A 25036-nucleotide genomic window follows, 5' to 3' on the forward strand; every position below is an offset into this window, starting at 1 on the left:
AACGTGATCACCGAATGGATTTCCCGGCTTGTGTTTGAGGGTTGGCCCGTGGCTACAATCGGCCGTATCGGGCTACGCAGTTACCCAGATCATGCCCGCCTTTTATGACAGACATTGAGGTCACCCGTGGAGCAAGAAGCCTGGCAGGTATTGATAGTCGAAGACGACCAGCGATTGGCCGAATTGACCCGTGAGTATCTGGAGGGCAATGGCCTGCAGGTGTCCGTGGAAGGCGATGGCGCCCTGGCAGCGGAGCGCATCATCGACGAGCAGCCGGACCTGGTGATCCTCGACCTGATGCTGCCCGGCGAAGACGGCTTGAGCATCTGCCGCAAGGTGCGCGAGCGCTATGACGGCGTGATCCTGATGCTCACCGCGCGGACCGATGACATGGACCAGGTACTGGGCCTGGACATGGGCGCCGACGACTACGTGTGCAAGCCTGTGCGCCCGCGCCTGTTGCTGGCACGCATCCAGGCCTTGCTGCGGCGCAGCGAACCGGCGGAACCGGCTGTCGTGGAGAACCAGCGTCGCCTGCAATTCGGTCCTCTGGTGGTGGACAACGCCCTGCGCGAAGCCTGGTTGAACAATGCCGGTATCGAGCTGACGAGCGCCGAGTTCGACCTTTTATGGCTGCTGGTGGCCAATGCCGGGCGGATCTTGTCCCGCGAAGAAATTTTCATCGCCCTGCGCGGCATCGGCTACGACGGCCAGGACCGCTCCATCGATGTGCGTATCTCACGTATCCGCCCCAAGATAGGTGACGATCCGATTCATCCGCGCCTGATCAAGACCATTCGCAGCAAGGGCTACCTGTTCGTCCCCGAAGCCGCCGCCGACATGCCGCTGTGAACTCGATCTTCCTGCGCATCTACGGCGGCATGTGCGCAGCGCTGATTCTGGTGGCGTTGCTCGGCGTGCTGGCCCTGCACTTGCTCAACGAGGTGCGTAGCGGCCAATACCGCGAGCGCCTGGCCCACGGCACCTTCGCCTTGATGGGCGACAACCTGCAACCCATGAGCCCCATCGAACGCCAGCGCGCCCTGGCCGTGTGGGAGCGCTTGCTCGGCATTCCCTTGGACCTGCGCCCCCTGGCCGAGGCACAACTGGACTTGAGCCAGCGCAATCGCCTGCAACGCGGCCAGGTGCTGGTGGAGCAGACCGGGCCTCATGCCGCACGGGTGCTGCGCTTGGTCAGTGATCAGTCGCAGTTGGTGCTTACGGGCGAAGTGCAGCAGATCAGCGAACAGCTGGCACGTGCGACTATCTACCTGCTTGCCGACGAACTGGTGCGCTTTCCGGTGGCTGAACAGCCGCAGCGCCTGGCGGATATAAAAGAAGCCAAGGGGTTTGGCTTCGACATGCACCTGATGACCCTCGACCAGGCCGACATGGACGAAGACCAGCGCCGCCGTGTCTCGGAAGGCGACACGGTGATGGCCCTGGGCAAGGGCGGCGACTCGATCCGCGTGTTTGCCGGCATGGTCGGTACGCCGTGGGTGCTGGAACTCGGGCCGCTGTATCAGATGAACCCTTACCCGCCGCAATGGCTGATCCTGATCGCTTTGATCGGCCTGACCCTGATTGGTTTGATCGTCTATCTATTGGTGCGTCAGCTTGAGCGGCGGCTGCGCGGCCTGGAAGCCGCCGCCACCCGCATCGCCAAGGGCAACCTGGAAGTACGTGTGCCTGCCCGTGGCGCTGACTCGGTGGGGCGTCTGGCCGCAGCCTTCAATGGCATGGCTGAGCACTTGCAGCAGTTGCTGGCGATCCAGCGTGAGCTGGTGCGCGCGGTGTCCCACGAACTGCGCACGCCGGTGGCGCGCTTGCGTTTCGGCCTGGAAATGGTCGGCGATGCCACCACGGCCGAGGCGCGGCGTAAATATCTGGAGGGCATGGACAGCGATATCCAGGACCTCGATGGCCTGGTCGATGAAATGCTCACGTATGCGCGCCTGGAACAAGGCTCGCCGGAGCTGAATTTCCAGCGGGTCGACCTCGATGCGCTGCTCGATCAGGTGATAGGCGAATTATCGCCACTGCGTCCGCAAGTCAACGTGAGCAGGGGTATTTGCCTGTCGTCGGCGCACTTGGACGATGCCTGGGTCGACGCCGAGCCGCGTTACCTGCACCGTGCGCTGCAGAATCTGGTGAGCAATGCCATGCGCCATGCCCAGGGCCAGGTGCTGATCAGTTATCAGGTGGGCCAGGTGCGCTGCCGCATCGATGTCGAAGATGATGGTCCCGGTGTGCCTGAGAGTGCCTGGGAGCGGATCTTCACGCCGTTCCTGCGCCTGGACGACAGCCGCACTCGTGCGTCTGGCGGGCACGGGTTGGGGTTGTCGATCGTGCGGCGGATTATCTACTGGCACGGCGGGCGGGCATTGATTGGCAAGAGCAACAATTTGGGTGGGGCGTGCTTTAGCCTGAGTTGGCCGAGGGATCAGGAGAAACCCTGATACTGCTATCGCCGGCAAGCCGGCTCCTACAGGAAAATGCATTCCAAATGCAGAAGCCGGCTTGCCGGCACTAGCGCCCTATCAGGCGCCGACAGCCACCAGGCTCAACAGCTGCCCATCATCAACTGCAAACTGCCCTGCCAATTCCTTGCCATGGCACCACTCCTCGGACAAGTCCGTCAGCAGTCGCAGCCTTATATACCCGGCCTCACTCCACTCCATCACCTCGGCATGCTCAAAGTAGAAGCGCTTCTGCACAATCGGGTAGAGCGCCTTGAACAGGCTCTCCTTGGCCGAAAACGTCAATGTCACCAATTGTGCAATCTGCTCCCTCGGCAAGGCGGCCAGACGCTGCAGTTCATCGGCAGTAAGAATTTCTCCCGCCAATCGCTCCGCCCGCTCCAGGCTCAGCACAGTCTCCAGGTCCATCCCCAGCCCACGCCATTGCGCCTTGTGCGCGACAATCGCGGCCGCATGCCCGGTGCTGTGGGTGATGGAACCACAGATATGCGCAGGCCACACCGGCGCGCGGTCTTCACCGATGGCGGGGATGTAGTTGAGGTGATCGAGTTGGTGCAGCGCGGCGCGGGCGCACAGTCGGCCGGCCAGGAATTCGGCCTGGCGCTTGGCTACTGAGCGCTGGATGCTGGCCGGGGGCGGGACGGCGCTGCGCTGGAAATCGCCGGCCGTTAATAAGGCGGGGTCAAAGCGCGTGCTGAGAAACACCGTGCCGGGCAAGGATTCGGGCAGCGGCCAATGGGTGTCGAGTGGGGTGCAGCAAGCGGGTAGGGAGTTCATGGGCGGTATTTTGCCGAGTTGATGCAAAACAGGATAGCCCGCTGCGGTTCAGGCGAGGTTCAGAGCTCGTTCAGGGGGAGTTCAGGGGCGCCTGCGTAGTCTGGATTCATACCCAAGGGCAACAGCCAAACGCATAGAGGTAACACCATGACTGCGATCAAACAGCTGATGTTGGCGTTGACCATGCTCAGTGCCGCCACGGGGGCCCAGGCCGCAGACGGTGCCTTCGCCGCATTCGGCGGTGAGAAAACCAAGAAATCCAGCACTTTGATCCAGCGTGTCAGTTTCGAAGAATCTGCCAGCCAGCCCACGCCCTGGGGCCAGTCCCTGGGCCTGGCAACCCCGCAGCCGGCCTATCGCGCCGGCTATGAACACCTGACCGGCCAGTTCAATGGCATTCAATTGCGCCCGCAAGACCTGCAGGGCCGCTATGATATCCCTCTGTCGGACAGTTGATTTGCTTTGGAGAGCCTTATGAAATTGCTGGTGGTAGAAGATGAGGCGCTGCTGCGTCATCACCTGTTGACCCGCCTGACCGACAGCGGGCACGTGGTGGAGGCCGTGGCCAATGCCGAAGAGGCCCTGTACCAGACCGGCCAGTTCAACCATGACCTGGCGATCATCGACCTGGGCCTGCCCGGCATGGGCGGCCTGGACCTGATCCGCCAACTTCGCACCCAGGCCAAGACCTTCCCGATCCTGATCCTCACCGCCCGTGGCAATTGGCAGGACAAGGTCGAAGGCCTGGCGGCCGGTGCCGACGACTACGTGGTCAAGCCGTTCCAGTTCGAAGAGCTGGAGGCGCGGATGAACGCCTTGCTGCGCCGCTCCAGCGGGTTTACCCAGTCGACGATTGTCGCGGGCCCGCTGCTGCTGGACCTCAACCGCAAGCAGGCGTCCCTCGACGAACAGCCTTTGGCGCTGACGGCCTACGAATACCGAATCCTTGAGTACCTGATGCGCCATCACCAGCAAGTGGTGGCCAAGGACCGTTTGATGGAACAACTCTACCCCGATGATGACGAGCGTGATCCGAACGTGATTGAAGTGCTGGTCGGTCGCCTGCGCCGCAAGCTGGAAGGCCCGGCCGGGTTCAAGCCGATCGACACCGTGCGTGGCCTGGGTTACCTGTTCAATGAGCGCTGCCGTTGATTCGCTCGCTACGCGTGCGCTTGATGCTGGCGGCCGCCACCCTGGCCGTGCTGTTCATGCTGGGTTTGTTGCCGGCGATGCAAGGGGCGTTCAGCCTGGCGTTGCAGGATTCCATCGAGCAACGCCTGGCATCGGACGTCACGACGCTGATCTCGGCCGCGCGGGTGGAAAACAACCGCCTGTTGATGCCGGCGCAGTTGCCGGATGAGCGCTTCAACCTCACCGACAGCCGCTTGCTCGGCTACATCTATGACCGTGAAGGTCACTTGGTGTGGCGTTCGCGGGCGACCAAGGAAGAAAACATCAACTACAAGCCGCGCTACGACGGGCGCGGCAATGAATTTGCGCGGATCCGTGAGGCCAACGGCCAGGAATTCTTCGTCTACGACGTCGAGGTCAGGTTGCTGGGCGGCAAGAGTGCAGCGTTCAGTATCGTTGCCCTGCAACCGGTGCGCGAATACCAACTGACCCTCGAGGGCCTGCGCGAAAATCTCTACCTGGGCTTTGGCGCCGCGTTGCTGGTGCTGCTGACCTTGCTCTGGCTGGGTCTGACCTGGGGGTTGCAAGCCCTGCGGCGGCTGAGCCAGGAACTTGACCAGATCGAAGGCGGCACCCGCGAGAGCCTGTCCGAACAACACCCTCGCGAACTGCTGCGCCTTACCGGCTCCCTCAACCGTTTGCTGCACAGCGAGCGTGAGCAACGGGCGCGTTACCGTGACTCCCTCGACGACCTGGCCCACAGCCTGAAAACCCCGCTCGCCGTACTGCAAGGTGTGAGCGAAGACATGGCCCAGCGCCCGGAAGACCGCGACCAGGCCTGGGTGCTGCAATCGCAGATCGAGCGCATGAGCCAGCAGATCAGTTACCAGTTGCAGCGCGCCAGCCTGCGTAAAAGCGGCCTGGTGCGTCACCAGGTGCGGCTGGAACCGGTGCTGCAAAGCCTGTGCGACACGCTGGACAAGGTCTACCGCGACAAAGGCGTCACAGTGTCCTTTGAACTGCCGCAAGCATGCGACGTGCCGATCGAGAAGGGCGCCTTGCTGGAGTTGCTCGGTAACCTGCTGGAAAACGCCTACCGCCTGTGTTTGAGCGAAGTGCGCATCAGCTTCGTGGAAAACCTCGAAGGCAGTGAGCTGTGTATTGAAGATGATGGTCCTGGCGTGCCGCCGGATCAGCGTGCAAGGATTCTGCAGCGAGGTGAACGGCTGGACCGCCAACATCCGGGGCAGGGTATCGGCTTGGCGGTGGTCAAGGACATCATTGAAAGTTATGGCGCTCGGCTGACCTTGGGTGATTCGCCTCTGGGCGGCGCCGCGTTCAAGATTCACTTCCCCGCCGTTTGATCGGTTTTTGTGGTGAGCGGGCTTGCCCCGCGCTGGGGCGCGAAGCGGCCCTAATAGCGATGTCTGATATGGGACTGTTTCGCAGCCCAGCGCGGGGCAAGCCCGCTCACCACAGAGATAACTTTTTCCTCTAACTCTCTTGGGCCCGGTAAGCCCCCGGCGTCAGCCCCGTCCACTTCTTGAACGCCCGATGAAACGCCGACGGTTCCGAAAACCCGAGCTGTTCGGCAATCTCCTGCAGCGACAAATCCGCCCGGCCCAAATGATAGATGGCGATGTCCCGCCGCAACTCATCCTTGAGCGCCTGAAAGCTGCTGCCTTCTTCACGCAAATGCCTGCGCAGGGTCTGCGGGCTGATATGCAGGTGCTGGGCGACGGCTTCCAGGTCCGGCCAGGGCGTCCGGTCGCGGCTGAGCAAGCGGCGTATCTGGCTACTCAAGCTGTCGCCTTCATCCGGCCGAGAGAGCAAGTCGGCGGGTGAGCGCTCGAGGAAGTGCTTGAGGGTGCGTTCGTCCTGCAACAACGGCAGGTTCAAATAGCGTGCGGGAAACACCAGGCTGCTGTTCGGTGCACCGAATACCTGGACACAGGGAAACAGCAGGTCATATTCACCGGCGTGCGCCGGCATTGGGTAGCTGAAAGTGGCCTGATGCAGCCGGATACGTTGGCCGATCAGCCAACTGCCCAGTCGATGCCAGATCACCAGCAGGCACTCACTCAAGAAATGATCCGGGTCCCACAACTGCGAGTCGTCCAGGCTCAAGCGGGCCATTTCGCCTTCGCGTGTGAGCTGCCAGCGCGGGCCTTGTGGGAATAGGCTATAAAATAATAAACCGCGTTCCAGAGCCTTCTCCAAGGTGCGGCAGTGGATCAATGCGTGGCACATCATGGCGAAGGTGCCGCGTTTACTCGGGCCGTCGGCGAACCCCAGGTATTCGTCGTCCAGTGCCAGCCACAGCATTTGCAGCAGGCGGGTGAACTGCTCCGGCGCGATGCGGGCGCGGGGTTCGGTAAGCAGTTCCGGGGTGATGCCCACCTGCTGCAGCAAGCCCGAGTAGTCATAGCCGGCCCGACGCGCCCCGCCGAGGGCCGCCCTGGCGTAATGACTGGCGATGGTACGTTCACGCATGCGAAGGCCTCGTCCATGGAGGGGCTGATGGTAGTCAGCCCCGAATGCGGTCACAAGGCGGATATCCGCCAAATTGTAGGACGGGATTGGACGAGTGGGCGGAAATCCGCCACCTGTTTTGCCGCGTGGAGGGGCACCTCAGAACCCCAAGCCCTGATGTCTAAAGGCCTTCAGGGTTTTTCAGCGAAGTGGCACGGCGTTTGCGATAGGGATTACAGCGCAGGCTTGTTCCTACAGGGCTCGCAAACAACAAATCCCTCCAGTGCAGGAGGGTTCGCAATTCAAGTGTCGTGGGCAATGGCGGATCTTTGCCACACGGGACGATTGAGGAACTTTGCAATGACGACTCGTCAGCCAATCTACAAATCCCTGTACTTCCAGGTGATCGTTGCAATCGTTATCGGTATTTTGCTCGGTCACTTCTACCCGCAGACCGGTGTGGCCCTCAAGCCGCTGGGTGACGGGTTCATCAAACTGATCAAAATGGTCATCGCGCCGATCATCTTCTGCACCGTTGTCAGCGGCATCGCTGGCATGCAAAGCATGAAATCGGTCGGCAAGACCGGCGGCTATGCGCTGCTCTACTTCGAGATCGTTTCGACCATCGCGCTGCTGATCGGCTTGATCGTGGTAAACGTCGTGCAACCGGGCGCCGGCATGCACATCGACGTAGCGACCCTGGACGCCTCCAAAGTGGCGGCCTACGTCACTGCCGGTAAAGACCAGAGCATCGTCGGCTTTATCCTCAATGTGATCCCTAACACCATCGTCGGCGCCTTCGCCAACGGCGATATCCTGCAAGTGCTGATGTTCTCGGTGATCTTCGGTTTCGCCCTGCACCGCCTGGGTGCCTACGGCAAGCCGGTGCTGGACTTCATCGATCGCTTCGCCCACGTGATGTTCAACATCATCAACATGATCATGAAGCTCGCGCCAATCGGTGCCCTGGGTGCCATGGCGTTCACCATCGGCGCCTACGGTGTGGGTTCCCTGGTGCAGTTGGGTCAGCTGATGATCTGCTTCTACATCACCTGCATCCTGTTCGTGCTGGTGGTGCTGGGTGGTATCTGCCGCGCCCACGGTTTCAGTGTGATCAAATTGATCCGCTACATCCGTGAAGAGCTGCTGATCGTTCTGGGTACTTCGTCTTCCGAATCCGCACTGCCACGCATGCTGATCAAGATGGAGCGTCTGGGTGCGAAGAAATCCGTAGTAGGCCTGGTGATTCCAACCGGCTACTCCTTCAACCTCGACGGTACTTCGATCTACCTGACCATGGCTGCCGTGTTCATCGCCCAGGCGACTGACACCCACATGGACATCACCCACCAGATCACCCTGCTGCTGGTGCTGCTGCTGTCCTCCAAAGGCGCTGCAGGTGTGACCGGTTCGGGCTTCATCGTACTGGCTGCCACCCTGTCGGCCGTAGGCCACCTGCCGGTTGCCGGCCTCGCGCTGATCCTGGGTATCGACCGCTTCATGTCCGAAGCCCGCGCGCTGACCAACCTGGTGGGTAACGCGGTTGCCACCATCGTTGTGGCCAAGTGGGTCAAGGAACTGGACACCGACAAGCTGCAAAGCGAGCTGGCCTCCGGCGGTACCGGTATCTCGGAAACCCGCGAGCTGGATGACCTGGGCGTGGCCGAAGGCCCTGCACCTGTCGTCAAGTAAGCCGCTGCTGGCGTGACCTGACGCCACAGCAACCCACAAACGCCCCGACTGGTTCGGGGCGTTTGCGTTTCTGGCGCATTACTTTGTCTGCTTTTGTTTTACAGTAAGTGAATCGGTTGTGACGCTTGCAGGAGGTTTTGTGGACAGTGTTGATTTGAATGTCCTGCGCAGCGTGCTCGAATGGCGCCGCGCCGGGCAGCGAGTAGTGTTGTACAGCGTGGTCCAGACCTGGGGCAGCGCACCACGCCCGCCAGGGGCGATGCTGGCGTTGCGCGGCGATGGTGTGGTGATCGGCTCGGTGTCGGGCGGTTGCATCGAGGATGACTTGATTGCACGCCTGCAGGATGGTCGCTTGCCTGAAGACGGGCCGCCGGTGCAATTGGTGACCTACGGTGTGACCCGCGATGAAGCTGCGCGTTTTGGTCTGCCATGCGGTGGCACCCTGCGCCTGACCGAGGAGCGCGTGGACGAGTGGGAGTGGGTGTCTGAGCTGCTGGCGCGGTGTGAAGATCACCAGATCGTCGCACGCGAGCTTGACCTGGCCACCGGCAAGGTCACCTTGGGCAGCGCGAGCAAGACGGATGTCGTGACTTTCGATGGCGAACGCTTGCGCGCCATCTATGGTCCGCGCTGGCGCCTGCTGTTGATCGGCGCCGGCCAGTTGTCGCGTTATGTGGCGGAAATGGCACGCTTGCTGGATTTCGAAGTGCTGATCTGCGACCCGCGCGACGAATTCGTCTACGGCTGGGAAGAGCAGCATGGCCGCTTTGTACCCGGCATGCCCGATGAAGCGGTGCTGAACATCCAGACCGATGAGCGCACGGCCATCGTCTGCCTCACCCATGACCCGCGCCTGGATGATATGGCCTTGCTGACAGCGCTGAATTCATCGGCGTTCTATATCGGCGCACTGGGTTCGCGGGTCAATAGCCAGAAACGCCGGGAAAACCTCGCTGCGCTGGGGCTGTCCTCCGAGGCGATCGCACGCCTGCATGGGCCGATTGGCTTGCATATCGGCAGCCACACTCCGTCGGAGATCGCGTTGTCGCTGATGGCGGAAATTGTCGCGATCAAAAACGGTGTGGCGCCGATGCAGAAGAAACCATTGCCGGTGGTGGCTGAGTGACTGTCACAGCAATTGTGCTCGCGGCGGGGCAGGGCAGTCGCTTTCGTGCCGTGGCGGGGGTAGACCAGGATAAGTTGTTGGCTGATTGTGTGGGGCTGGATGGCGTAACACGGCCGGTGATCGAGCAGGTGCTGATGAGTCTGCCGGCAGCTGTGGTTGAGCGCTGGGTGGTGACTTCACCGGACCGGCTTGAAGTGATTCGCTTGGCAGAGGCCTACGGTTGCAAGGTCTTGCTGCTGCGCTCAGCAGGCATGGGTGACAGTATTGCGGCGGCGGTTGCAGCCAGTGCGGCGGCGGACGGCTGGCTGGTGGTGCTGGGAGATATGCCGTTTATCTGGTCGTCCAGCGTTGAACGGGTGATTGATGGGCTGGAGGGGGGTGACATCAGTGTGCCGGTGCAGGATGGGCAGTATGGGCACCCTGTGGCGTTTAGCCGGGCATCTGGGCCAGGGCTGATGGCGTTGAAAGGTGATCGTGGTGCCAGGCCGTTGTTTGCGCAGGCGAAGGTATGTGAAGTGTCTGTTGATGATCCGGGCGTGCTCTGGGATGTCGACCTGCCACAGTCTTTACATTACTCCCCACCCTAATTGTAGGCGCCGGCAAGCCGGCTCCTACGGTTGAATGTGTATCCGTAGTCAATAAAAAGCCCCGCCTGATCACTCAGGCGGGGCTTTTTAGTCGCTGCGCGAATCAGGCGAGAGGTTTGCTCTCGTGCTCTGCTTCCTGTGCTGCGGCAGCAGCTGCGGCGGCTTCGGCTTCCTTGCGACGACGACGCACTTCACGTGGGTCGTTCGGGGCACGGCCGTTTTCGGTCAGCGCGCTGACCGGTGCTGCTTCAACCACGGGGGCGGCAACTTCGGCAACCACCGGCGCTTCAACCACTGGCGCAGGTTCAACGACCGGAGCAGGCTCAACCACTGGGGCTGGCTCGGCAACCACGACTTCGGCAACCGGTGCTGGGGCTTCTTCTACCACAGTGGCAGGTTGTGGCGCTTCAACCGGCGCGGCAGGCTCGGCAGTCCATTGGAAGGCGGTCTGTTCTTCACGAACTTCGCGAACTTCACGTACTTCTGGCGCTGCTTCGACAACCGGTGCTTCAACCACCGCTTCAACCACTGGCTGAGGCTCAATCACTGGGGCGGGCTCAACCGCTGCCACTTCAACTTCTGGCTGGGCTTCTTGAACCGGGGCAACTTCCACTTCCGGAACAACCGGCGCTTCGATTGGGGTGGTGGCTTCGACAACCGGAGCCTCTACGACTGGCGCTTCAACTGCAGGCGCTTCAACAACCGGCGCTTCAACCACTGGGGTCTCGGCAGCAGGTGCTTCAACCGCTACGGTTTCTTCAACAGCAGCAGTGGCACGTTCAGCCTGTTCGTGAGCCTGGGCTTCAGCCGGTGCGCTGATGACCGAGCTGGCAACCGCAGCGGTAACGGCCAGGCCGGCAGCCAGTTCGGCGCCAGTCGGTTCGCTGGTAGCGGCTTCTGCGTTCTCGCCGGTCTCTTCCGAGCCTTCGATCACGTTGCCGTTGGCATCACGTTGACGCTCACGACGGTTGCTGCGACGACGCTGGCCACGGGAGCGGCGGCGTGGACGATCGCCTTCGGCGCCTTCCTGACCGTCTTCCTGCAGTTGCTCTTCGCCGGTCAGCACTTCTTCTTCGCTGGCGGCAGCGGCTTGTTCGGCACGCGGTTGACGCTCTTCACGCGGGGCGCGAGGTTGGCGTTCTTCACGTGGCGCACGCTCTTCACGCGGCTGGCGAGCTGGACGCTCTTCGGTAGCAGCAGCGGCGGCGCCGGCTACAGCAGGGGCTGCGTCCAGCGGCTCACGCAGTTCGCGCACACGTTCTTCACGCTCGCCACGTGGCTTGCGGTCTTCACGTGGGGCACGTGGAGTGCGCGGTGCACGCTCTTCGCGTGGTGCGCGTTCTACAGTCGGGGTTTCTTCACGGGCTTCGCGAGGGGCACGTTCTTCGCGTGGAGCGCGTTCTTCACGCGGTGCACGTTCTTCGCGCGGCTTGCGCTCTTCGTCACGACGACCATTGCGGTTACGGCTCTGCTGGCGACCGTTGCGACGTTCTTCGTTGCGCGCAGGGCGCTCGGCGGCAGGTTTCTCAACCACAACCGGAGCAGCTGGCTCTTCCTTGGTGGCGAACAGGCTGACCAGCGACTTCACCAGGCCTTTGAACAGGCTTGGCTCAGGCAGGGCGGCCGGTGCGGCAACTGGCGCGGCGACTTCGGTCGGAACCGGTGCGTTGGCGCGGGCCGGCGCGGTCTTGACTGCGGCTTCCTGGCGAACCAGGGTGCGGGTCGCGGCAGCAGGCTGGACTTCTTCCACTTCGGCAGCGGCAGCGGCGATTTCGTAGCTGGACTGGCCGCTGTGGGCTTCCGGGCTGTCGTCACGCAGGCGCTGCACTTCGAAGTGCGGGGTTTCGAGGTGATCGTTCGGCAGGATGACGATACGGGCACGGGTGCGCAGTTCGATCTTGGTGATCGAGTTGCGTTTTTCGTTGAGCAGGAACGCTGCAACCGGGATCGGCACTTGCGCGCGGACTTCGGCGGTGCGGTCTTTCAGGGCTTCTTCTTCGATCAAGCGCAGGATCGCCAGCGACAGCGATTCAACGTCACGGATGATGCCGGTGCCGTTGCAACGCGGGCAGACGATGCCGCTGCTCTCGCCCAGGGACGGACGCAGGCGCTGACGGGACATTTCCAGCAGGCCGAAGCGCGAAATGCGGCCGACCTGTACGCGGGCACGGTCAGCTTCCAGGCATTCGCGGACTTTTTCTTCCACGGCGCGCTGGTTCTTGGCCGGGGTCATGTCGATGAAGTCGATCACGATCAGGCCGCCGATGTCACGCAGGCGCAGCTGGCGGGCGATTTCTTCAGCCGCTTCCAGGTTGGTCTGCAGGGCGGTTTCTTCGATGTCGCTGCCTTTGGTCGCACGCGCCGAGTTGATGTCGATGGACACCAGGGCTTCGGTCGGGTCGATCACGATGGAGCCACCGGAAGGCAGTTCGACCACGCGCTGGAAGGCGGTCTCGATCTGGCTTTCGATCTGGAAACGGTTGAACAGCGGAACGCTGTCTTCGTACAGCTTGATCTTGCTGGCGTACTGCGGCATCACCTGGCGGATGAAGGTCAGGGCTTCGTCCTGGGCTTCAACGCTGTCGATCAGCACTTCGCCGATGTCCTGGCGCAGGTAATCGCGGATGGCGCGGATGATCACGTTGCTTTCCTGATAGATCAGGAACGGCGCGGAACGATCCAGGGACGCTTCTTTGATAGCGGTCCACAGTTGCAGCAGGTAGTCGAGGTCCCACTGCATTTCTTCGCTGCTGCGGCCCAGGCCTGCAGTGCGAACGATCAGGCCCATGTCGGCCGGTGCGATCAGGCCGTTCAGCGCTTCACGCAGTTCGTTGCGCTCTTCGCCTTCGATGCGACGGGAAATGCCGCCGGCACGTGGGTTGTTTGGCATCAGGACCAGGTAACGGCCGGCCAGGCTGATGAAGGTGGTCAGGGCTGCGCCCTTGTTGCCACGTTCTTCTTTTTCTACCTGGACGATGACTTCCTGGCCTTCGCTCAGGACGTCCTTGATGTTCACGCGGCCTTCAGGAGCTTTCTTGAAGTATTCGCGGGAGATTTCTTTGAGTGGCAGGAAGCCGTGGCGCTCGGAGCCGAAATCGACAAAGGCAGCCTCAAGGCTTGGTTCGATGCGAGTAATACGGCCTTTATAGATGTTGGCCTTCTTTTGCTCGCGTGCACCGGATTCGATGTCCAGGTCGTAGAGGCGTTGGCCATCTACCAGTGCAACACGCAACTCTTCGGGTTGAGTTGCGTTAATCAGCATTCTTTTCATGTTGTACCGTCGGTTTCCGGGCTGCCGGAAACGGCGTTCGGCACACACGACTTCTCACGGTCGGTGTCAGGTGCGTCAAGAGTGGTTGGCCACTCCAGTGTCCAGCAAAAACCAGCCAATTGGGCCGGTATCGCGACGGACGCGTCCTGCTTGTTAGCGGTGGTGACAAAGGCACCACTTCAACAAAAGCTAAGGTCAGGAGGAGGAATCAACCGGCGACTGTGGACGAGATGAAGCGTCTAAATATAAGCCTAGTGCTACACAGTCCGACGGTTGTGCATCTCCACCCTACACGTATCCCTGATAATTCGGGTGCTGCCGCGCGCAGAATCCGCAGCGGGTTGGCATTTACCGTGTTCTCCAATGGGGAGTCCACGCTCATGGCTAAACAAGACTAGGTGTGGGCGGTTGCGCTCTCACTCAGCTCTTAACAGGCGTTGTTTCCGAAGTATTCGCCGTGGTCTGGTCCAAGACTGACTGCACTTTGTGAACTGGCCGTAAATATCGGCGCAGAACGCGAGTATTCACTCTGCTTTCTGCACTCGCTTCAGGCCTCATGTCACCTGCGCTTGTTACAATCTTGAGCCTTCCAGGGTGGCGAAAGCCCCGTAGGACGGCCTCGCGTCCTGATGAATTGCGATGGTCAGGGCCGGCAGTTTGCCGCAAGTCCTCTGTCCAGGCCGCTTTTGGCGGCGTTCGCGACTATAGCAGCAATGATTAAGTGCTTCAATTCCATAAAAAATTGTTATCATCGCCGCCATGACGACTACCGCCCCCCAGACCCCCAGCGTCCAGCTGCTTGAGGTCTCGCCGGAATATGCCGGCCAACGCATCGACAATTTTCTCCTGGCCAGGCTCAAAGGCGTGCCCAAGACCTTGATTTACCGCATCTTGCGTAAAGGTGAAGTGCGGGTGAACAAGGGCCGGATCAAGCCCGAGTACAAGTTGCAGGCGGGCGATATCGTCCGTGTGCCGCCGGTTCGCGTGCCGGAGCGTGACGAGCCTGTGCCATTGGCGCAGGGGTTGTTGCAACGCCTGGAAGCCTCGATTGTCTTCGAAGACAACAAGCTGATCGTGATCAACAAGCCTTGCGGCATCGCGGTTCACGGCGGCAGTGGACTGAATTTCGGCGTGATCGAAGCCTTTCGTCAGTTGCGCCCGGACGCCAAGGAGCTGGAGTTGGTCCATCGCCTGGACCGTGACACCTCTGGCCTGCTGATGATCGCCAAGAAGCGCAGCATGTTGCGCCACCTGCACACCGCCCTGCGTGGCGATGGTGTGGACAAGCGCTACATGGCGCTGGTGCGCGGTAACTGGGCCAGTTCCATCAAGAGCGTCCGTGCGCCGTTGCAGAAGAGCAACCTGCGTTCCGGCGAGCGCATGGTGGAAGTGGACGAGGAGGGCAAAGAGGCCCTGACCCTGTTCAAGGTGCTGCGCCGCTTCGGTGACTTCGCCACCCTGGTCGAGGCCAAGCCGGTGACCGGGCGTACCCACCAGATCCGCGTGCACACCCTGCACGCTGGTCATTGCATCGCTGGCGATACCAAGTACGGCGACGAGGATTTCTCCAAGGAGATTCGCGATCTGGGCGGCAAGCGCCTGTTCCTGCACGCTTACATGCTCACCGTGCCGCTGCCCGATGGTGGCGAGTTGAAGCTGCAGGCGCCGGTCGATGAAATGTGGGCCAAGACCGTGGAGCGCTTGAGTGTCGCACCTTGATTACAAACTGCTGATTTTCGATTGGGACGGCACTCTGGCCAACTCCATTGGCCGGATTGTCGAGTCGATGCATGCAGCGTCGACCCGCTCGGGCTACGCGCTGTGCACCGATCATGCGGTCAAGGGCATTATCGGCCTGGGCCTGCCTGAGGCCATTCGTACCTTGTACCCCGAGATCAGTGACGCCGAGCTGGTCACCTTCCGTGATCACTATGCCGATCACTACATCGCCCTGGAGGCCACGCCTTCGCCCTTGTTCGACGGTGTGGTGCAGTCTCTGGAGGCGTTCCGCGCCGAGGGTTATCACTTGGCCGTCGCCACCGGCAAGGCGCGTCGCGGGCTGGACCGTGTGCTCAAGGCTCACGGTTGGGAAGATTATTTCGATATCACCCGTGCCGCCGATGAAACTGCCAGCAAGCCTCACCCTCTGATGCTGGAGCAGATCCTGGCCCATTGCGGCGTGTCGCCACGCCAGGCCTTGATGGTGGGTGATGCTTCCTTCGACTTGATGATGGCGCGCAATGCGGGCATGGACAGCGTGGCGGTCAGTTATGGCGCCCAGGCTGCCGAGGCCTTGCAGCAATACGAGCCGCGTCTGACGATCGATCATTTTTCCGAATTGCAGGCCTGGCTCGGCCGGGTCCGATAAGTCTTTGCTGGGGTTGATGGCATGAGTGACGAGTGGAAAGCGCCCGAAAAGGCTGAAAGCAGTGATGACAAAAGCTGGAAGCTGCTGGAGAAAACCCTCCTGGCCAGCGTTCAGGAGCAGCGTCGTGCACGGCGTTGGGGGATCTTCTTCAAGCTGCTGACGTTCGTCTGGCTTATCGCCATGCTCGCCTTGTTCAGCCCGCTGATGGACATGGAAAAAAGCGCAACCCGTGGCGCCAATTACACCGCGTTGATCGAAGTGCGCGGGGTGATTGCCGACAAGGAGTCCGCCAGTGCCGACAACATCGTCAGCAGCCTGCGTGCTGCGTTTGAAGACCCCAAGGTCAAGGGCGTGATCCTGCGCATCAACAGCCCGGGTGGCAGTCCGGTGCAGTCCGGCTATGTGTATGACGAAATTCGCCGTCTGCGTGGCTTGCACCCTGATATCAAGCTGTATGCGGTGATTTCCGACCTGGGGGCTTCGGGTGCTTATTACATCGCCAGTGCTGCTGATCAGATTTACGCCGATAAGGCTAGCCTGGTGGGGTCCATTGGTGTGACGGCGGCCGGTTACGGGTTTGTCGGCGCCATGGAGAAGCTGGGGGTGGAGCGTCGCACCTACACGTCGGGCGAGCACAAGTCGTTCCTTGATCCGTTCCAGCCGCAGAAGGCTGACGAGACCCAGTTCTGGCAGGGCGTGCTCGACACCACCCATCGCCAGTTCATCGCCAGCGTGAAGCAGGGGCGCGGCGATCGTCTGAAGGATAAGGATCATCCGGAGTTGTTCTCCGGCCTGGTGTGGTCGGGCGAGCAGGCGTTGCCGCTGGGTCTGATCGATGGCCTGGGCAGTGCAAGTTCGGTGGCGCGGGATGTGATTGGCGAGAAGGAGCTGGTGGACTTCACGGTTGAGGAATCGCCGTTTGATCGTTTTTCCAAGCGGCTCGGTGCCAGCGTGGCGGAGAAGCTGGCCTTCTATATGGGCTTCCAAGGCCCATCCCTACGCTGAAATACCCTGTAGGAGTCGGCTTGCCAGCGATAGCGATGGGTCAGCCGGCATTGGCGGTGGCTGATCCACCGTTATCGCTGGCAAGCCAGCTCCTACAGTGGTTTTGTGGTGTTCTCAGGGGATTTGCACACCTTCGGCGAGCAGCATGTCGACCAGTCGTATCAGTGGTAGGCCCACTAAGCTGGTCGCGTCCGGCCCTTCGGTGCTCTGGAACAGGCTCACACCCAATCCTTCTGCCTTGAAGCTACCTGCGCAGTCATACGGCTGCTCAATCCGCAGATAGCGCTCGATGCGTTCAGCATCCAGTTCGCGCATGTGCACGCTAAAGGGTACGCAGTCGACCTGGCAGTGCCCCGTCTCGCTGTTCAGCAGTGCCAGTCCGGTGAGGAAGCTGACGCGCTTGCCGCTGGCCGCCAGCAATTGTTGGCGGGCGTTCTCGAAGGTGTGGGGCTTGCCGATGATCCGGCCGTCGAGTGCCGCGACCTGGTCGGAGCCTATAATCAGATGCCCTGGATGGCTGGCGGCGAGTGCACGGGCTTTCTGTTCGGCCAGGCGCTTGACCAGTTCAATGGCGGATTCATTTTCGCGGTGGCTCTCGTCGATATCCGGCGAGCTGCAGATGAACGGCAGGTGCAGGCGGCTCAGCAATTCCCGGCGATAAACCGAGCTGGATGCGAGTAATAAAGGCAGCATGGGCGTCTCCTCAGGGCAGTCGGGGATTCTAGCGGGGCGACCGGCTGACGCACAGGGCTGAATTTCCTTTGACATGGCTGGGTGCATCCCTATAATGCTGCGCCTATGTTGAATGACCCGATTCCACCTCACGTTGACCCGCGCAAATTGGCTGATCGTGGCACTTCCCTTCAAGGTGAGTTGCTGCTGGCCGATTTGGAGAGACTCTGCGACCCGCTTTCCGACACTGTCGGTACGGTGCAGGCCAAATTCGTTTTTGAACGAGATGAACGTAAGTCTGTGGTAATCCACAGCTTTATCGACACCGAGGTCAAAATGGTTTGCCAGCGTTGTCTTGAGCTGGTCACCCTGCCGATCCACAGCGAGTGCAGTTATGCTGTGGTGAAGGAGGGTGCGAATACCCAGTCGTTGCCGAAAGGTTATGACGTGCTGGAACTGGGCGAAGATCCTTTGGATCTGCATGCACTGATCGAGGAGGAGCTTCTGCTCGCCTTGCCCATTGTGCCTGCTCATCATCCGGAAGAATGCCAGCAGCCGGCGGGTCTCGATGACGAGCCCGAACCGAGCGAGGACGAGGTAACGCGGTCCAACCCGTTCAGTGTATTGGCGCAGTTAAAGCGTGACCCAAACGTTTAGGAGTTAATCAATTATGGCTGTTCAGCAGAACAAAAAATCCCGCTCTGCCCGTGACATGCGTCGTTCGCACGATGCCCTGACGGCGAGCACTCTGTCTGTAGAAAAAACCACCGGTGAAATTCACCTGCGTCACCACGTATCGCCAGAAGGCGTATACCGTGGTCGTAAAGTGATCGACAAGGGCGCTGACGAGTAATCACTTGTCTGCTCTAGTCATCGCGATAGACGCAATGGGCGGGGACTTCGGTCCCCGCAGCATTGTTCAGGCCTGCATTGCCAGCCTGACTGCAACACCTTCGCTGCACCTGACCCTAGTCGGTCAACCCTCCCTACTTGAAGAACTGATTGCCAGCCATCCGGCGGTGGATCGCGCGCGCCTGACGATTACTCCGGCCAGCGAAACCATCACCATGGATGAAAAGCCGGCCTCTGCCCTGCGTGGCAAGCCCGACTCTTCGATGCGGGTGGCGCTGGAGCTGCTGCGTGATGGCAAGGTGCAAGCCTGTGTCAGCGCCGGCAATACCGGGGCGTTGATGGCGTTGTCTCGGTTTGTACTCAAGACCTTGCCCGGCATTGACCGGCCGGCGATGGTGGCGGCAATTCCAACGCAGAAAGGCTATTGCCAACTGCTGGACCTGGGGGCGAACGTCGATTGCAGTGCCGAGCACCTGTTCCAGTTTGCGGTGATGGGCTCGGTGGCCGCCGAGGCGCTGGGCGTGGCCCGCCCGCGGGTGGCGTTGCTGAATATCGGTACTGAAGACATCAAGGGTAACCAGCAGGTCAAGCTGGCCGCCACTTTGCTGCAAGGCGCGCGTGGCTTGAACTACATCGGCTTTGTCGAGGGGGACGGCTTGTATCGCGGTGAGGCGGATGTAGTGGTGTGCGACGGGTTCGTCGGCAATATCTTGCTCAAGTCCAGCGAAGGCCTGGCTACCATGATTGCCACGCGTATCGAGGCTTTGTTCAGGCGGAACCTGGCGTCCCGTCTCGTCGGTGCCCTGGCGCTGCCGTTGATGCGCCGCCTGCAGGCCGACCTGGCCCCGGCGCGGCATAATGGCGCGAGTTTCCTAGGCTTGCAGGGCATTGTGGTGAAAAGCCATGGATCGGCGGGTGTGGAAGGCTTTCAAAGCGCGATTGCGCGGGCCCTGATCGAGATCCAGGAAAACTTGCCGCAACGCTTGCACGGCCGTCTTGAGGACCTGTTGCCTTAGGCGAATCGGCCCGAGAGTGCTTAAATGTGACCGGCCAGTTCAATTGTCCATCCAATCTGTCAGTTTCGTGCGCTCCCACCGTAGGAGTGCGCATTTTTGACGACCAGATCATTAGGGGCTTGTTACATGTCTACATCCCTCGCATTCGTCTTTCCAGGGCAGGGTTCACAGTCCCTCGGCATGTTGGCCGAGCTGGGCGCGCAGTACCCGCTGATCCTGGACACCTTTAAAGAGGCTTCCGACGCCCTCGGTTACGACCTGTGGGCACTGACCCAGCAAGGGCCGGAAGAGCAACTCAATCAAACCGATAAAACCCAGCCGGCCATCCTGACCGCTTCGATCGCCCTGTGGCGCTTGTGGCTGGCGGAAGGCGGCGCGCGTCCGGCATTCGTTGCCGGTCACAGCCTGGGCGAATACAGCGCCCTGGTGGCTGCGGGCAGCCTGACCCTTGCTGAGGCGGTCAAACTGGTCGAGCGCCGTGGCCAACTGATGCAAGAAGCCGTTCCGGCCGGGCAGGGCGGCATGGCCGCGATCCTGGGTCTGGACGACGCCGTGGTGATCGAAGTTTGTGCTGAAGCGGCCCAGGGCGAAGTGGTCAGCGCCGTGAACTTCAACTCGCCTGGCCAGGTGGTGATCGCCGGTGCCAAGGCGGCCGTTGAGCGTGCCATCGAAGGCTGCAAGGCCCGTGGCGCCAAGCGTGCGTTGCCGCTGCCGGTGAGCGTGCCGTCGCACTGCGAGCTGATGCGCCCGGCGGCCGAGCGCTTTGCCGAGTCCATCGCCGCCATCAACTGGCAGGCGCCGCAGATCCCGTTGGTGCAGAACGTCAGCGCAGCCGTGGCTGCAGACCTCGACACCCTCAAGCGCGACCTGCTGGAGCAACTCTACAAGCCCGTACGCTGGGTTGAATCGGTCCAGACCCTGGCGGCCAACGGCGCCACCGAGCTGGTCGAGTGCGGTCCGGGCAAAGTCTTGGCCGGCCTGAACAAGCGCTGCGCCGACGGCGTGTCGACTGCCAACCTCAATACCCCGGATGCCTTCGCTGCCGCTCGCGCGGCACTGGCCTAATCCCCGAACTAAGGAGAAGCCTGCATGAGTCTGCAAGGTAAAGTTGCACTGGTTACCGGCGCAAGCCGTGGCATTGGCCAGGCGATCGCCCTGGAACTGGGCCGTCAGGGCGCCGTTGTGATCGGCACCGCCACGTCCGCTTCGGGCGCCGAGCGTATCGCCGCGACCCTGAAGGAAAATGGCGTGCAAGGCACTGGCCTTGAGCTGAACGTGACCAGCGATGAGTCCGTGGCTGCCGTATTGGCCGAGATCACCGCACAATTCGGTGCGCCGGCGATTCTGGTTAACAACGCCGGTATCACCCGCGATAACCTGATGATGCGCATGAAAGACGACGAGTGGTACGACGTGGTCGACACCAACTTGAACAGTCTGTTTCGCCTGTCCAAGGGCGTTTTGCGCGGCATGACCAAGGCGCGTTGGGGCCGAATTATCAATATTGGCTCCGTAGTGGGTGCCATGGGCAACGCAGGCCAAGTAAACTACGCCTCCGCCAAAGCCGGTCTGGAAGGTTTCAGCCGTGCCTTGGCACGTGAAGTCGGCTCGCGGTCGATTACGGTCAACTCGGTGGCCCCAGGGTTCATCGACACCGATATGACCCGCGAACTGCCGGAAGCACAGCGTGAAGCCTTGCTGACGCAGATTCCGCTGGGCCGTCTGGGCCAGGCTCAAGAGATCGCGAATGTGGTCACTTTCCTGGCATCCGACGGTGCGGCATACGTGACTGGGGCTACAATCCCGGTGAACGGCGGGATGTACATGAGTTAAATTGTGACGGATCGCTTCAAAAAAATGTCATACGAGCTGTCTAAAATCCGTTATAAAGCTGCAACTTAATTTATAGGCAGGTGGCCGACCGGGTACAGGGTGAAGCTTTCAGTTGAAAAGCTGAAATGGCTTTCTATACACTTACCCACTGGCCAGCTGCCTGAATTTGTCCATTAGGAGTTAAACAAGGTATGAGCACCATCGAAGAGCGCGTCAAGAAAATCGTCGCCGAGCAACTGGGCGTTAAAGAAGAAGAAGTGGTCAACACTGCTTCCTTCGTAGAAGACCTGGGTGCCGATTCCCTTGACACCGTTGAGCTGGTGATGGCTCTGGAAGAGGAATTCGAGACCGAAATCCCGGACGAAGAAGCTGAAAAAATCACTACTGTTCAAGCTGCTATCGACTACGTTACTAGCCACCAGGCGTAATAGTTTGTAGTCGTCGCTTGCTGTCAGGGAAAAACCGCACTGCTGTAACGGCGTGCGGTTTTTTCTTTAGCCCTGATGAAAAACAAGCGCTGAAGCAAAAGTGTCGTCATTAGAAAAAGGAGAGTGCTGTGTCGCGTAGACGCGTCGTAGTCACCGGTATGGGTATGTTGTCGCCACTGGGCACGGATGTGCCGAGCAGTTGGCAGGGCATTCTGGCTGGCCACAGTGGTATTGGTCTGATCGAACACACGGACCTTTCTGCCTATTCCACCCGTTTTGGCGGCTCGGTAAAGGGTTTCAATGTCGAGGAATATCTCTCGGTCAAAGAATCCCGCAAACTCGACCTGTTCATTCAATACGGCTTGGCAGCCGGTTTTCAGGCAGTGCGTAACGCTGGCCTGGAAGTCACCGACGCCAACCGTGATCGCATCGGCGTGGCCATGGGTTCGGGTATTGGCGGTTTGACCAATATCGAAGAAACCAGCCGCACGTTGCACGATTCCGGCCCCCGTCGAATTTCACCGTTCTTCGTTCCGGGCTCGATCATCAACATGATTTCCGGTTTCCTGTCGATCCACTTGGGCGCACAGGGGCCTAACTACGCTATCGCCACGGCGTGCACCACCGGCACGCACTGCATCGGCATGGCTGCACGCAACATCGCTTATGACGAAGCCGACGTGATGATCGCTGGTGGCGCCGAGATGGCGGCCTGCGGTCTCGGCATGGGCGGCTTCGGCGCGTCCCGTGCGCTGTCGACCCGCAACGACGAGCCGACCCGCGCCAGCCGTCCATGGGACAAAGGCCGTGACGGTTTCGTCCTGTCAGACGGTGCCGGTGCCCTGGTGCTGGAAGAGTTGGAACACGCCAAGGCGCGTGGCGCCACCATCTACGCCGAGCTGATCGGCTTCGGCATGAGCGGCGATGCTTACCACATGACTTCGCCACCGTCCGACGGTGCCGGTGCTGCGCGTTGCATCACCAACGCCTTGCGTGACGCGAAGGTCAATGCGGACCAGGTGCAGTACATCAACGCCCACGGCACGTCGACTCCGACTGGCGACTTGGCGGAAGCCGAAGCCATCAAGTCGGTGTTCGGCGAGCATGCCTACAAGCTGGCGGTCAGCTCCACCAAGTCCATGACCGGCCACTTGCTGGGTGCGGCGGGCGCGGTCGAAGCGATCTTCAGCGTCATGGCCATCAAGGACCAGGTCGCTCCGCCGACCATCAACCTGGATGAGCCGGACGAAGGCTGCGACCTGAACTTCGTGCCCCACGAAGCGCAACCGATGCCGATCGACGTGGTGATCTCCAACTCGTTCGGTTTTGGCGGCACCAACGGTTCCCTGGTGTTCCGCCGGTTCGCCGAGTGATGCACAGCTGGGTCGACGGTCAGCCAGCGGACAGCGTGCCCCTGAAAGATCGTGGCCTGGCGTATGGCGATGGGCTGTTCGAGACCATCGCCGTCAGAGCCGGGCAGCCGGTGCTGCTCGACCGTCACCTGCAACGCCTCGCTGAGGGTTGCAGGCGCCTCGCCTTGGTTGCGGATCATGGGTTGATTCGCAGCGAAGTGCTGGCCTATGCCGCCGCCCTCGGCGACGGTGTCCTCAAGTTGATCCTCACCCGTGGCGACAGCCTGCGCGGTTATGGCATCAACCCTGGCGCGCCGGTGCGCCGTATTTTGCAGGGCAATCCGCCCGCTACCTATCCTCACGCCCATGCAGTCGACGGCATCCGTCTGTTTGCGTGTGCGACCCGCTTGGCCGAGCAGCCGTTGCTGGCCGGTCTCAAGCACCTCAATCGCCTCGAACAGGTAATCGCCCGTGCCGAGTGGCAAGACGCCGAGCACGCTGAAGGCTTGATGCTGGATGTGTCCGGGCGTGTCATCGAGGGCGTGTTCAGCAACCTGTTCCTCGTGCGCAACGGCTTGTTACTAACCGCTGATCTGACCCGTTGCGGCGTCGCCGGCGTGATGCGTGCCGAGATTCTGGCCCAGGCAGATCGACTGGGCCTCCCGGTGGCCGTGGCCCACATCGATCTTGAGCAGTTGCAGCAGGCCGACGAAGTCTTCGTGTGCAACAGCGTTTATGGCATTTGGCCGGTGCGCGGTTGTGCTGGGATGAGCTGGCCGGTTGGGCCGCTCACCCGTAAACTGCAAGGCATTGTTCGCGCGCTATTGGAAATTTGAGTTGATACGAAAACTGGTTGTACTGCTGCTGATCGGTCTGTTCTCGGCGGCTTTGCTGTTGGGCTATGGCGCCTGGAAATACGACGCGGCCCTGAAGCAGCCCTTGAACGTGACTCAGGAGCAATTGCTCGACGTGCCGGCCGGGGCGACCCCCACCGGCACCTTCAATCGCCTGGAAGCCGAGGGTGTGCTGGATGGCGCCTTCTGGTTGCGCCTGTACTGGCGCTTCAACCTTGACGGCCAGCCTCTGCACAGCGGCGAATACCGCATGACCCCTGGCATGACGGCGCAAGGCCTGATAGGCCTGTGGCAGCGTGGCGAAGTGGTGCAATACAGCCTGACGCTAGTGGAAGGCTGGAACTTCCGTCAGGTGCGCTCGGCGTTGGCCAAGCATGAAAAGATCGTGCAGACCCTCGCAGGCCTTAGTGACAGCGAAGTCATGGACAAGCTCGGCCACCCCGGCGTGTTTCCCGAAGGGCGGTTCTTCCCCGATACCTATCGCTTTGTGCGTGGCATGACCGACGTCGAACTCCTGAAAAAAGCCTACAACCGCCTGGATGATGTCCTCGCCCAGGAGTGGAGCAAGCGCGCTCCCGATGCGCCGTACACCGACCCTTATCAAGCGCTGATCATGGCCTCCCTGGTGGAAAAAGAGACTGGCGTACCCGAAGAACGTGGGCAGATCGCCGGGGTATTTGTGCGTCGCCTGAAGATCGGCATGCTGTTGCAGACCGACCCAACAGTGATCTACGGCCTGGGCGAGCGCTACAACGGCAAGTTGACCCGCGCCCACCTCAAGGAAGCCAACCCTTACAACACCTATATGGTCGCCGGCCTGCCGCCGACGCCCATCGCCATGGTCGGCCGCGAGGCGATTCATGCCGCGCTGAACCCGGTGCCGGGCAGCAGCCTGTATTTCGTTGCCCGAGGTGATGGCAGCCATATTTTCTCTGATGATCTGGATGCGCATAATGCCGCCGTGCGGGAGTTCCAGCTCAAGCGCCGCGCCGATTATCGCTCCAGCCCGGCGCCAGTCGTGAAGCCAGCGGAAGATGCAACGCCGCCGGCCGATGTGCCCGTTGAAAAGCCGGCCGAGTCTGCGCCAGATGTTGAAGCGCCGCAAAACCCGCAATAATTC

Annotated in this window: 24 protein-coding genes; 20 read left to right on the forward strand and 4 right to left on the reverse strand. The window is 61.0% G+C overall.

The window, feature by feature from the left end:
- Positions 1–126: 126 nt before the first annotated feature.
- Entirely contained in the window at positions 127–852 is a 726-nt protein-coding gene (locus ACP7C6_RS10120; RefSeq protein ID WP_236318751.1) for a response regulator, read from the forward strand.
- The gene (locus ACP7C6_RS10125) at positions 849–2459 is read left to right on the forward strand and encodes an ATP-binding protein (RefSeq protein ID WP_028617593.1); all 1611 of its coding nucleotides are present in this window, start codon (positions 849–851) and stop codon (positions 2457–2459) included. The genes ACP7C6_RS10120 and ACP7C6_RS10125 overlap by 4 nt, the downstream gene beginning before the upstream one ends.
- An 81-nt stretch (positions 2460–2540) precedes the next feature.
- Here ACP7C6_RS10125 and ACP7C6_RS10130 read toward each other — a convergent pair whose 3' ends face one another.
- A complete protein-coding gene (locus ACP7C6_RS10130) occupies positions 2541–3257 on the reverse strand; it encodes a 4'-phosphopantetheinyl transferase family protein (protein WP_426108664.1) in 717 nt (238 codons plus the stop codon).
- 147 nt (positions 3258–3404) lie between these two features.
- Between ACP7C6_RS10130 and ACP7C6_RS10135 the strand changes: the two genes are divergently transcribed.
- Genes ACP7C6_RS10135 through ACP7C6_RS10145 form a run of 3 tightly spaced genes read left to right on the forward strand, consistent with a single transcriptional unit; the run spans position 3405 to position 5752 of the window.
- Complete coding sequence (locus tag ACP7C6_RS10135) at positions 3405–3713, forward strand: hypothetical protein (protein ID WP_028617591.1); 309 nt, start codon at positions 3405–3407, stop codon at positions 3711–3713.
- An 18-nt stretch (positions 3714–3731) separates the two neighbouring features.
- Positions 3732–4409, forward strand: a complete 678-nt coding sequence (locus tag ACP7C6_RS10140; RefSeq protein ID WP_016973689.1) for a response regulator transcription factor — start codon at positions 3732–3734, stop codon at positions 4407–4409.
- The gene (locus ACP7C6_RS10145; RefSeq protein ID WP_028617590.1) at positions 4406–5752 is read left to right on the forward strand and encodes an ATP-binding protein; all 1347 of its coding nucleotides are present in this window, start codon (positions 4406–4408) and stop codon (positions 5750–5752) included. The genes ACP7C6_RS10140 and ACP7C6_RS10145 overlap by 4 nt, the downstream gene beginning before the upstream one ends.
- A gap of 130 nt (positions 5753–5882) precedes the next feature.
- Here ACP7C6_RS10145 and ACP7C6_RS10150 read toward each other — a convergent pair whose 3' ends face one another.
- Positions 5883–6881, reverse strand: coding sequence for an AraC family transcriptional regulator (locus tag ACP7C6_RS10150; RefSeq protein WP_028617589.1), 999 nt, complete (start codon positions 6879–6881; stop codon positions 5883–5885).
- Between the two features lie 339 nt (positions 6882–7220).
- Between ACP7C6_RS10150 and ACP7C6_RS10155 the strand changes: the two genes are divergently transcribed.
- From ACP7C6_RS10155 to ACP7C6_RS10165, 3 genes are all read left to right on the forward strand, one after another.
- Positions 7221–8552 carry a dicarboxylate/amino acid:cation symporter gene (locus ACP7C6_RS10155; protein WP_028617588.1) on the forward strand — a complete coding sequence of 444 codons (1332 nt, stop codon included), beginning with the start codon at positions 7221–7223 and terminating at the stop codon, positions 8550–8552.
- Positions 8553–8691: 139 nt separating this feature from the next.
- On the forward strand, positions 8692–9678 hold the full coding sequence (locus ACP7C6_RS10160; RefSeq protein ID WP_426108665.1) for an XdhC family protein: 987 nt from the start codon (positions 8692–8694) through the stop codon (positions 9676–9678).
- The gene (locus ACP7C6_RS10165; RefSeq protein ID WP_426108666.1) at positions 9675–10265 is read left to right on the forward strand and encodes a nucleotidyltransferase family protein; all 591 of its coding nucleotides are present in this window, start codon (positions 9675–9677) and stop codon (positions 10263–10265) included. The genes ACP7C6_RS10160 and ACP7C6_RS10165 overlap by 4 nt, the downstream gene beginning before the upstream one ends.
- Positions 10266–10368: 103 nt before the next feature.
- On the opposite strand, the gene rne is transcribed toward ACP7C6_RS10165, so the two are convergent.
- On the reverse strand, positions 10369–13527 hold the full coding sequence (rne, locus tag ACP7C6_RS10170) for a ribonuclease E (protein WP_426108667.1): 3159 nt from the start codon (positions 13525–13527) through the stop codon (positions 10369–10371).
- 768 nt (positions 13528–14295) lie between these two features.
- On the opposite strand from rne, the gene rluC reads away from it, so the two are divergent.
- From rluC to ACP7C6_RS10185, 3 genes are read left to right on the forward strand one after another with little or no spacing between them, the layout of a single operon-like run.
- Positions 14296–15255, forward strand: a complete 960-nt coding sequence (rluC, locus tag ACP7C6_RS10175; protein WP_028617584.1) for a 23S rRNA pseudouridine(955/2504/2580) synthase RluC — start codon at positions 14296–14298, stop codon at positions 15253–15255.
- A complete protein-coding gene (locus tag ACP7C6_RS10180) occupies positions 15242–15904 on the forward strand; it encodes an HAD-IA family hydrolase (RefSeq protein ID WP_068937479.1) in 663 nt (220 codons plus the stop codon). Before rluC ends, ACP7C6_RS10180 begins: the two co-directional genes overlap by 14 nt.
- Before the next feature lie 21 nt (positions 15905–15925).
- Positions 15926–16909 (forward strand): S49 family peptidase, encoded by a 984-nt coding sequence (locus ACP7C6_RS10185; RefSeq protein ID WP_028617582.1) that lies wholly within the window; start codon positions 15926–15928, stop codon positions 16907–16909.
- Positions 16910–17023: 114 nt separating this feature from the next.
- On the opposite strand, the gene ACP7C6_RS10190 is transcribed toward ACP7C6_RS10185, so the two are convergent.
- Positions 17024–17602 (reverse strand): Maf family protein, encoded by a 579-nt coding sequence (locus ACP7C6_RS10190; RefSeq protein ID WP_028617581.1) that lies wholly within the window; start codon positions 17600–17602, stop codon positions 17024–17026.
- Positions 17603–17707: 105 nt separating this feature from the next.
- On the opposite strand from ACP7C6_RS10190, the gene ACP7C6_RS10195 reads away from it, so the two are divergent.
- The 9 genes from ACP7C6_RS10195 to mltG all read left to right on the forward strand — a co-directional run bounded on the left by ACP7C6_RS10195 (position 17708) and on the right by mltG (position 25033).
- Positions 17708–18238: a YceD family protein gene (locus ACP7C6_RS10195; RefSeq protein WP_010566563.1), complete on the forward strand. Its 531-nt coding sequence runs from the start codon at positions 17708–17710 to the stop codon at positions 18236–18238.
- Positions 18239–18251: 13 nt separating this feature from the next.
- Positions 18252–18434 (forward strand): 50S ribosomal protein L32, encoded by a 183-nt coding sequence (gene rpmF, locus ACP7C6_RS10200; protein WP_008152339.1) that lies wholly within the window; start codon positions 18252–18254, stop codon positions 18432–18434.
- A gap of 4 nt (positions 18435–18438) precedes the next feature.
- Entirely contained in the window at positions 18439–19449 is a 1011-nt protein-coding gene (gene plsX, locus ACP7C6_RS10205; protein WP_073860031.1) for a phosphate acyltransferase PlsX, read from the forward strand.
- 126 nt (positions 19450–19575) lie between these two features.
- Entirely contained in the window at positions 19576–20514 is a 939-nt protein-coding gene (gene fabD / locus ACP7C6_RS10210; RefSeq protein ID WP_122554736.1) for an ACP S-malonyltransferase, read from the forward strand.
- Positions 20515–20538: 24 nt separating this feature from the next.
- The gene (gene fabG, locus ACP7C6_RS10215) at positions 20539–21282 is read left to right on the forward strand and encodes a 3-oxoacyl-ACP reductase FabG (RefSeq protein ID WP_005790544.1); all 744 of its coding nucleotides are present in this window, start codon (positions 20539–20541) and stop codon (positions 21280–21282) included.
- 191 nt (positions 21283–21473) lie between these two features.
- A complete protein-coding gene (gene acpP, locus ACP7C6_RS10220) occupies positions 21474–21710 on the forward strand; it encodes an acyl carrier protein (protein WP_003175607.1) in 237 nt (78 codons plus the stop codon).
- Positions 21711–21838: 128 nt separating this feature from the next.
- On the forward strand, positions 21839–23083 hold the full coding sequence (gene fabF / locus ACP7C6_RS10225; RefSeq protein ID WP_068935423.1) for a beta-ketoacyl-ACP synthase II: 1245 nt from the start codon (positions 21839–21841) through the stop codon (positions 23081–23083).
- A complete protein-coding gene (pabC, locus tag ACP7C6_RS10230; RefSeq protein WP_122726450.1) occupies positions 23083–23898 on the forward strand; it encodes an aminodeoxychorismate lyase in 816 nt (271 codons plus the stop codon). Before fabF ends, pabC begins: the two co-directional genes overlap by 1 nt.
- Position 23899: 1 nt before the next feature.
- The gene (gene mltG, locus ACP7C6_RS10235) at positions 23900–25033 is read left to right on the forward strand and encodes an endolytic transglycosylase MltG (protein WP_236318271.1); all 1134 of its coding nucleotides are present in this window, start codon (positions 23900–23902) and stop codon (positions 25031–25033) included.
- The last annotated feature ends 3 nt before the right edge of the window (positions 25034–25036 follow it).

The sequence above is a fragment of the Pseudomonas sp. TWR1-1-4 genome (assembly GCF_049897165.1).
Lineage (GTDB): Bacteria > Pseudomonadota > Gammaproteobacteria > Pseudomonadales > Pseudomonadaceae > Aquipseudomonas > Aquipseudomonas canadensis.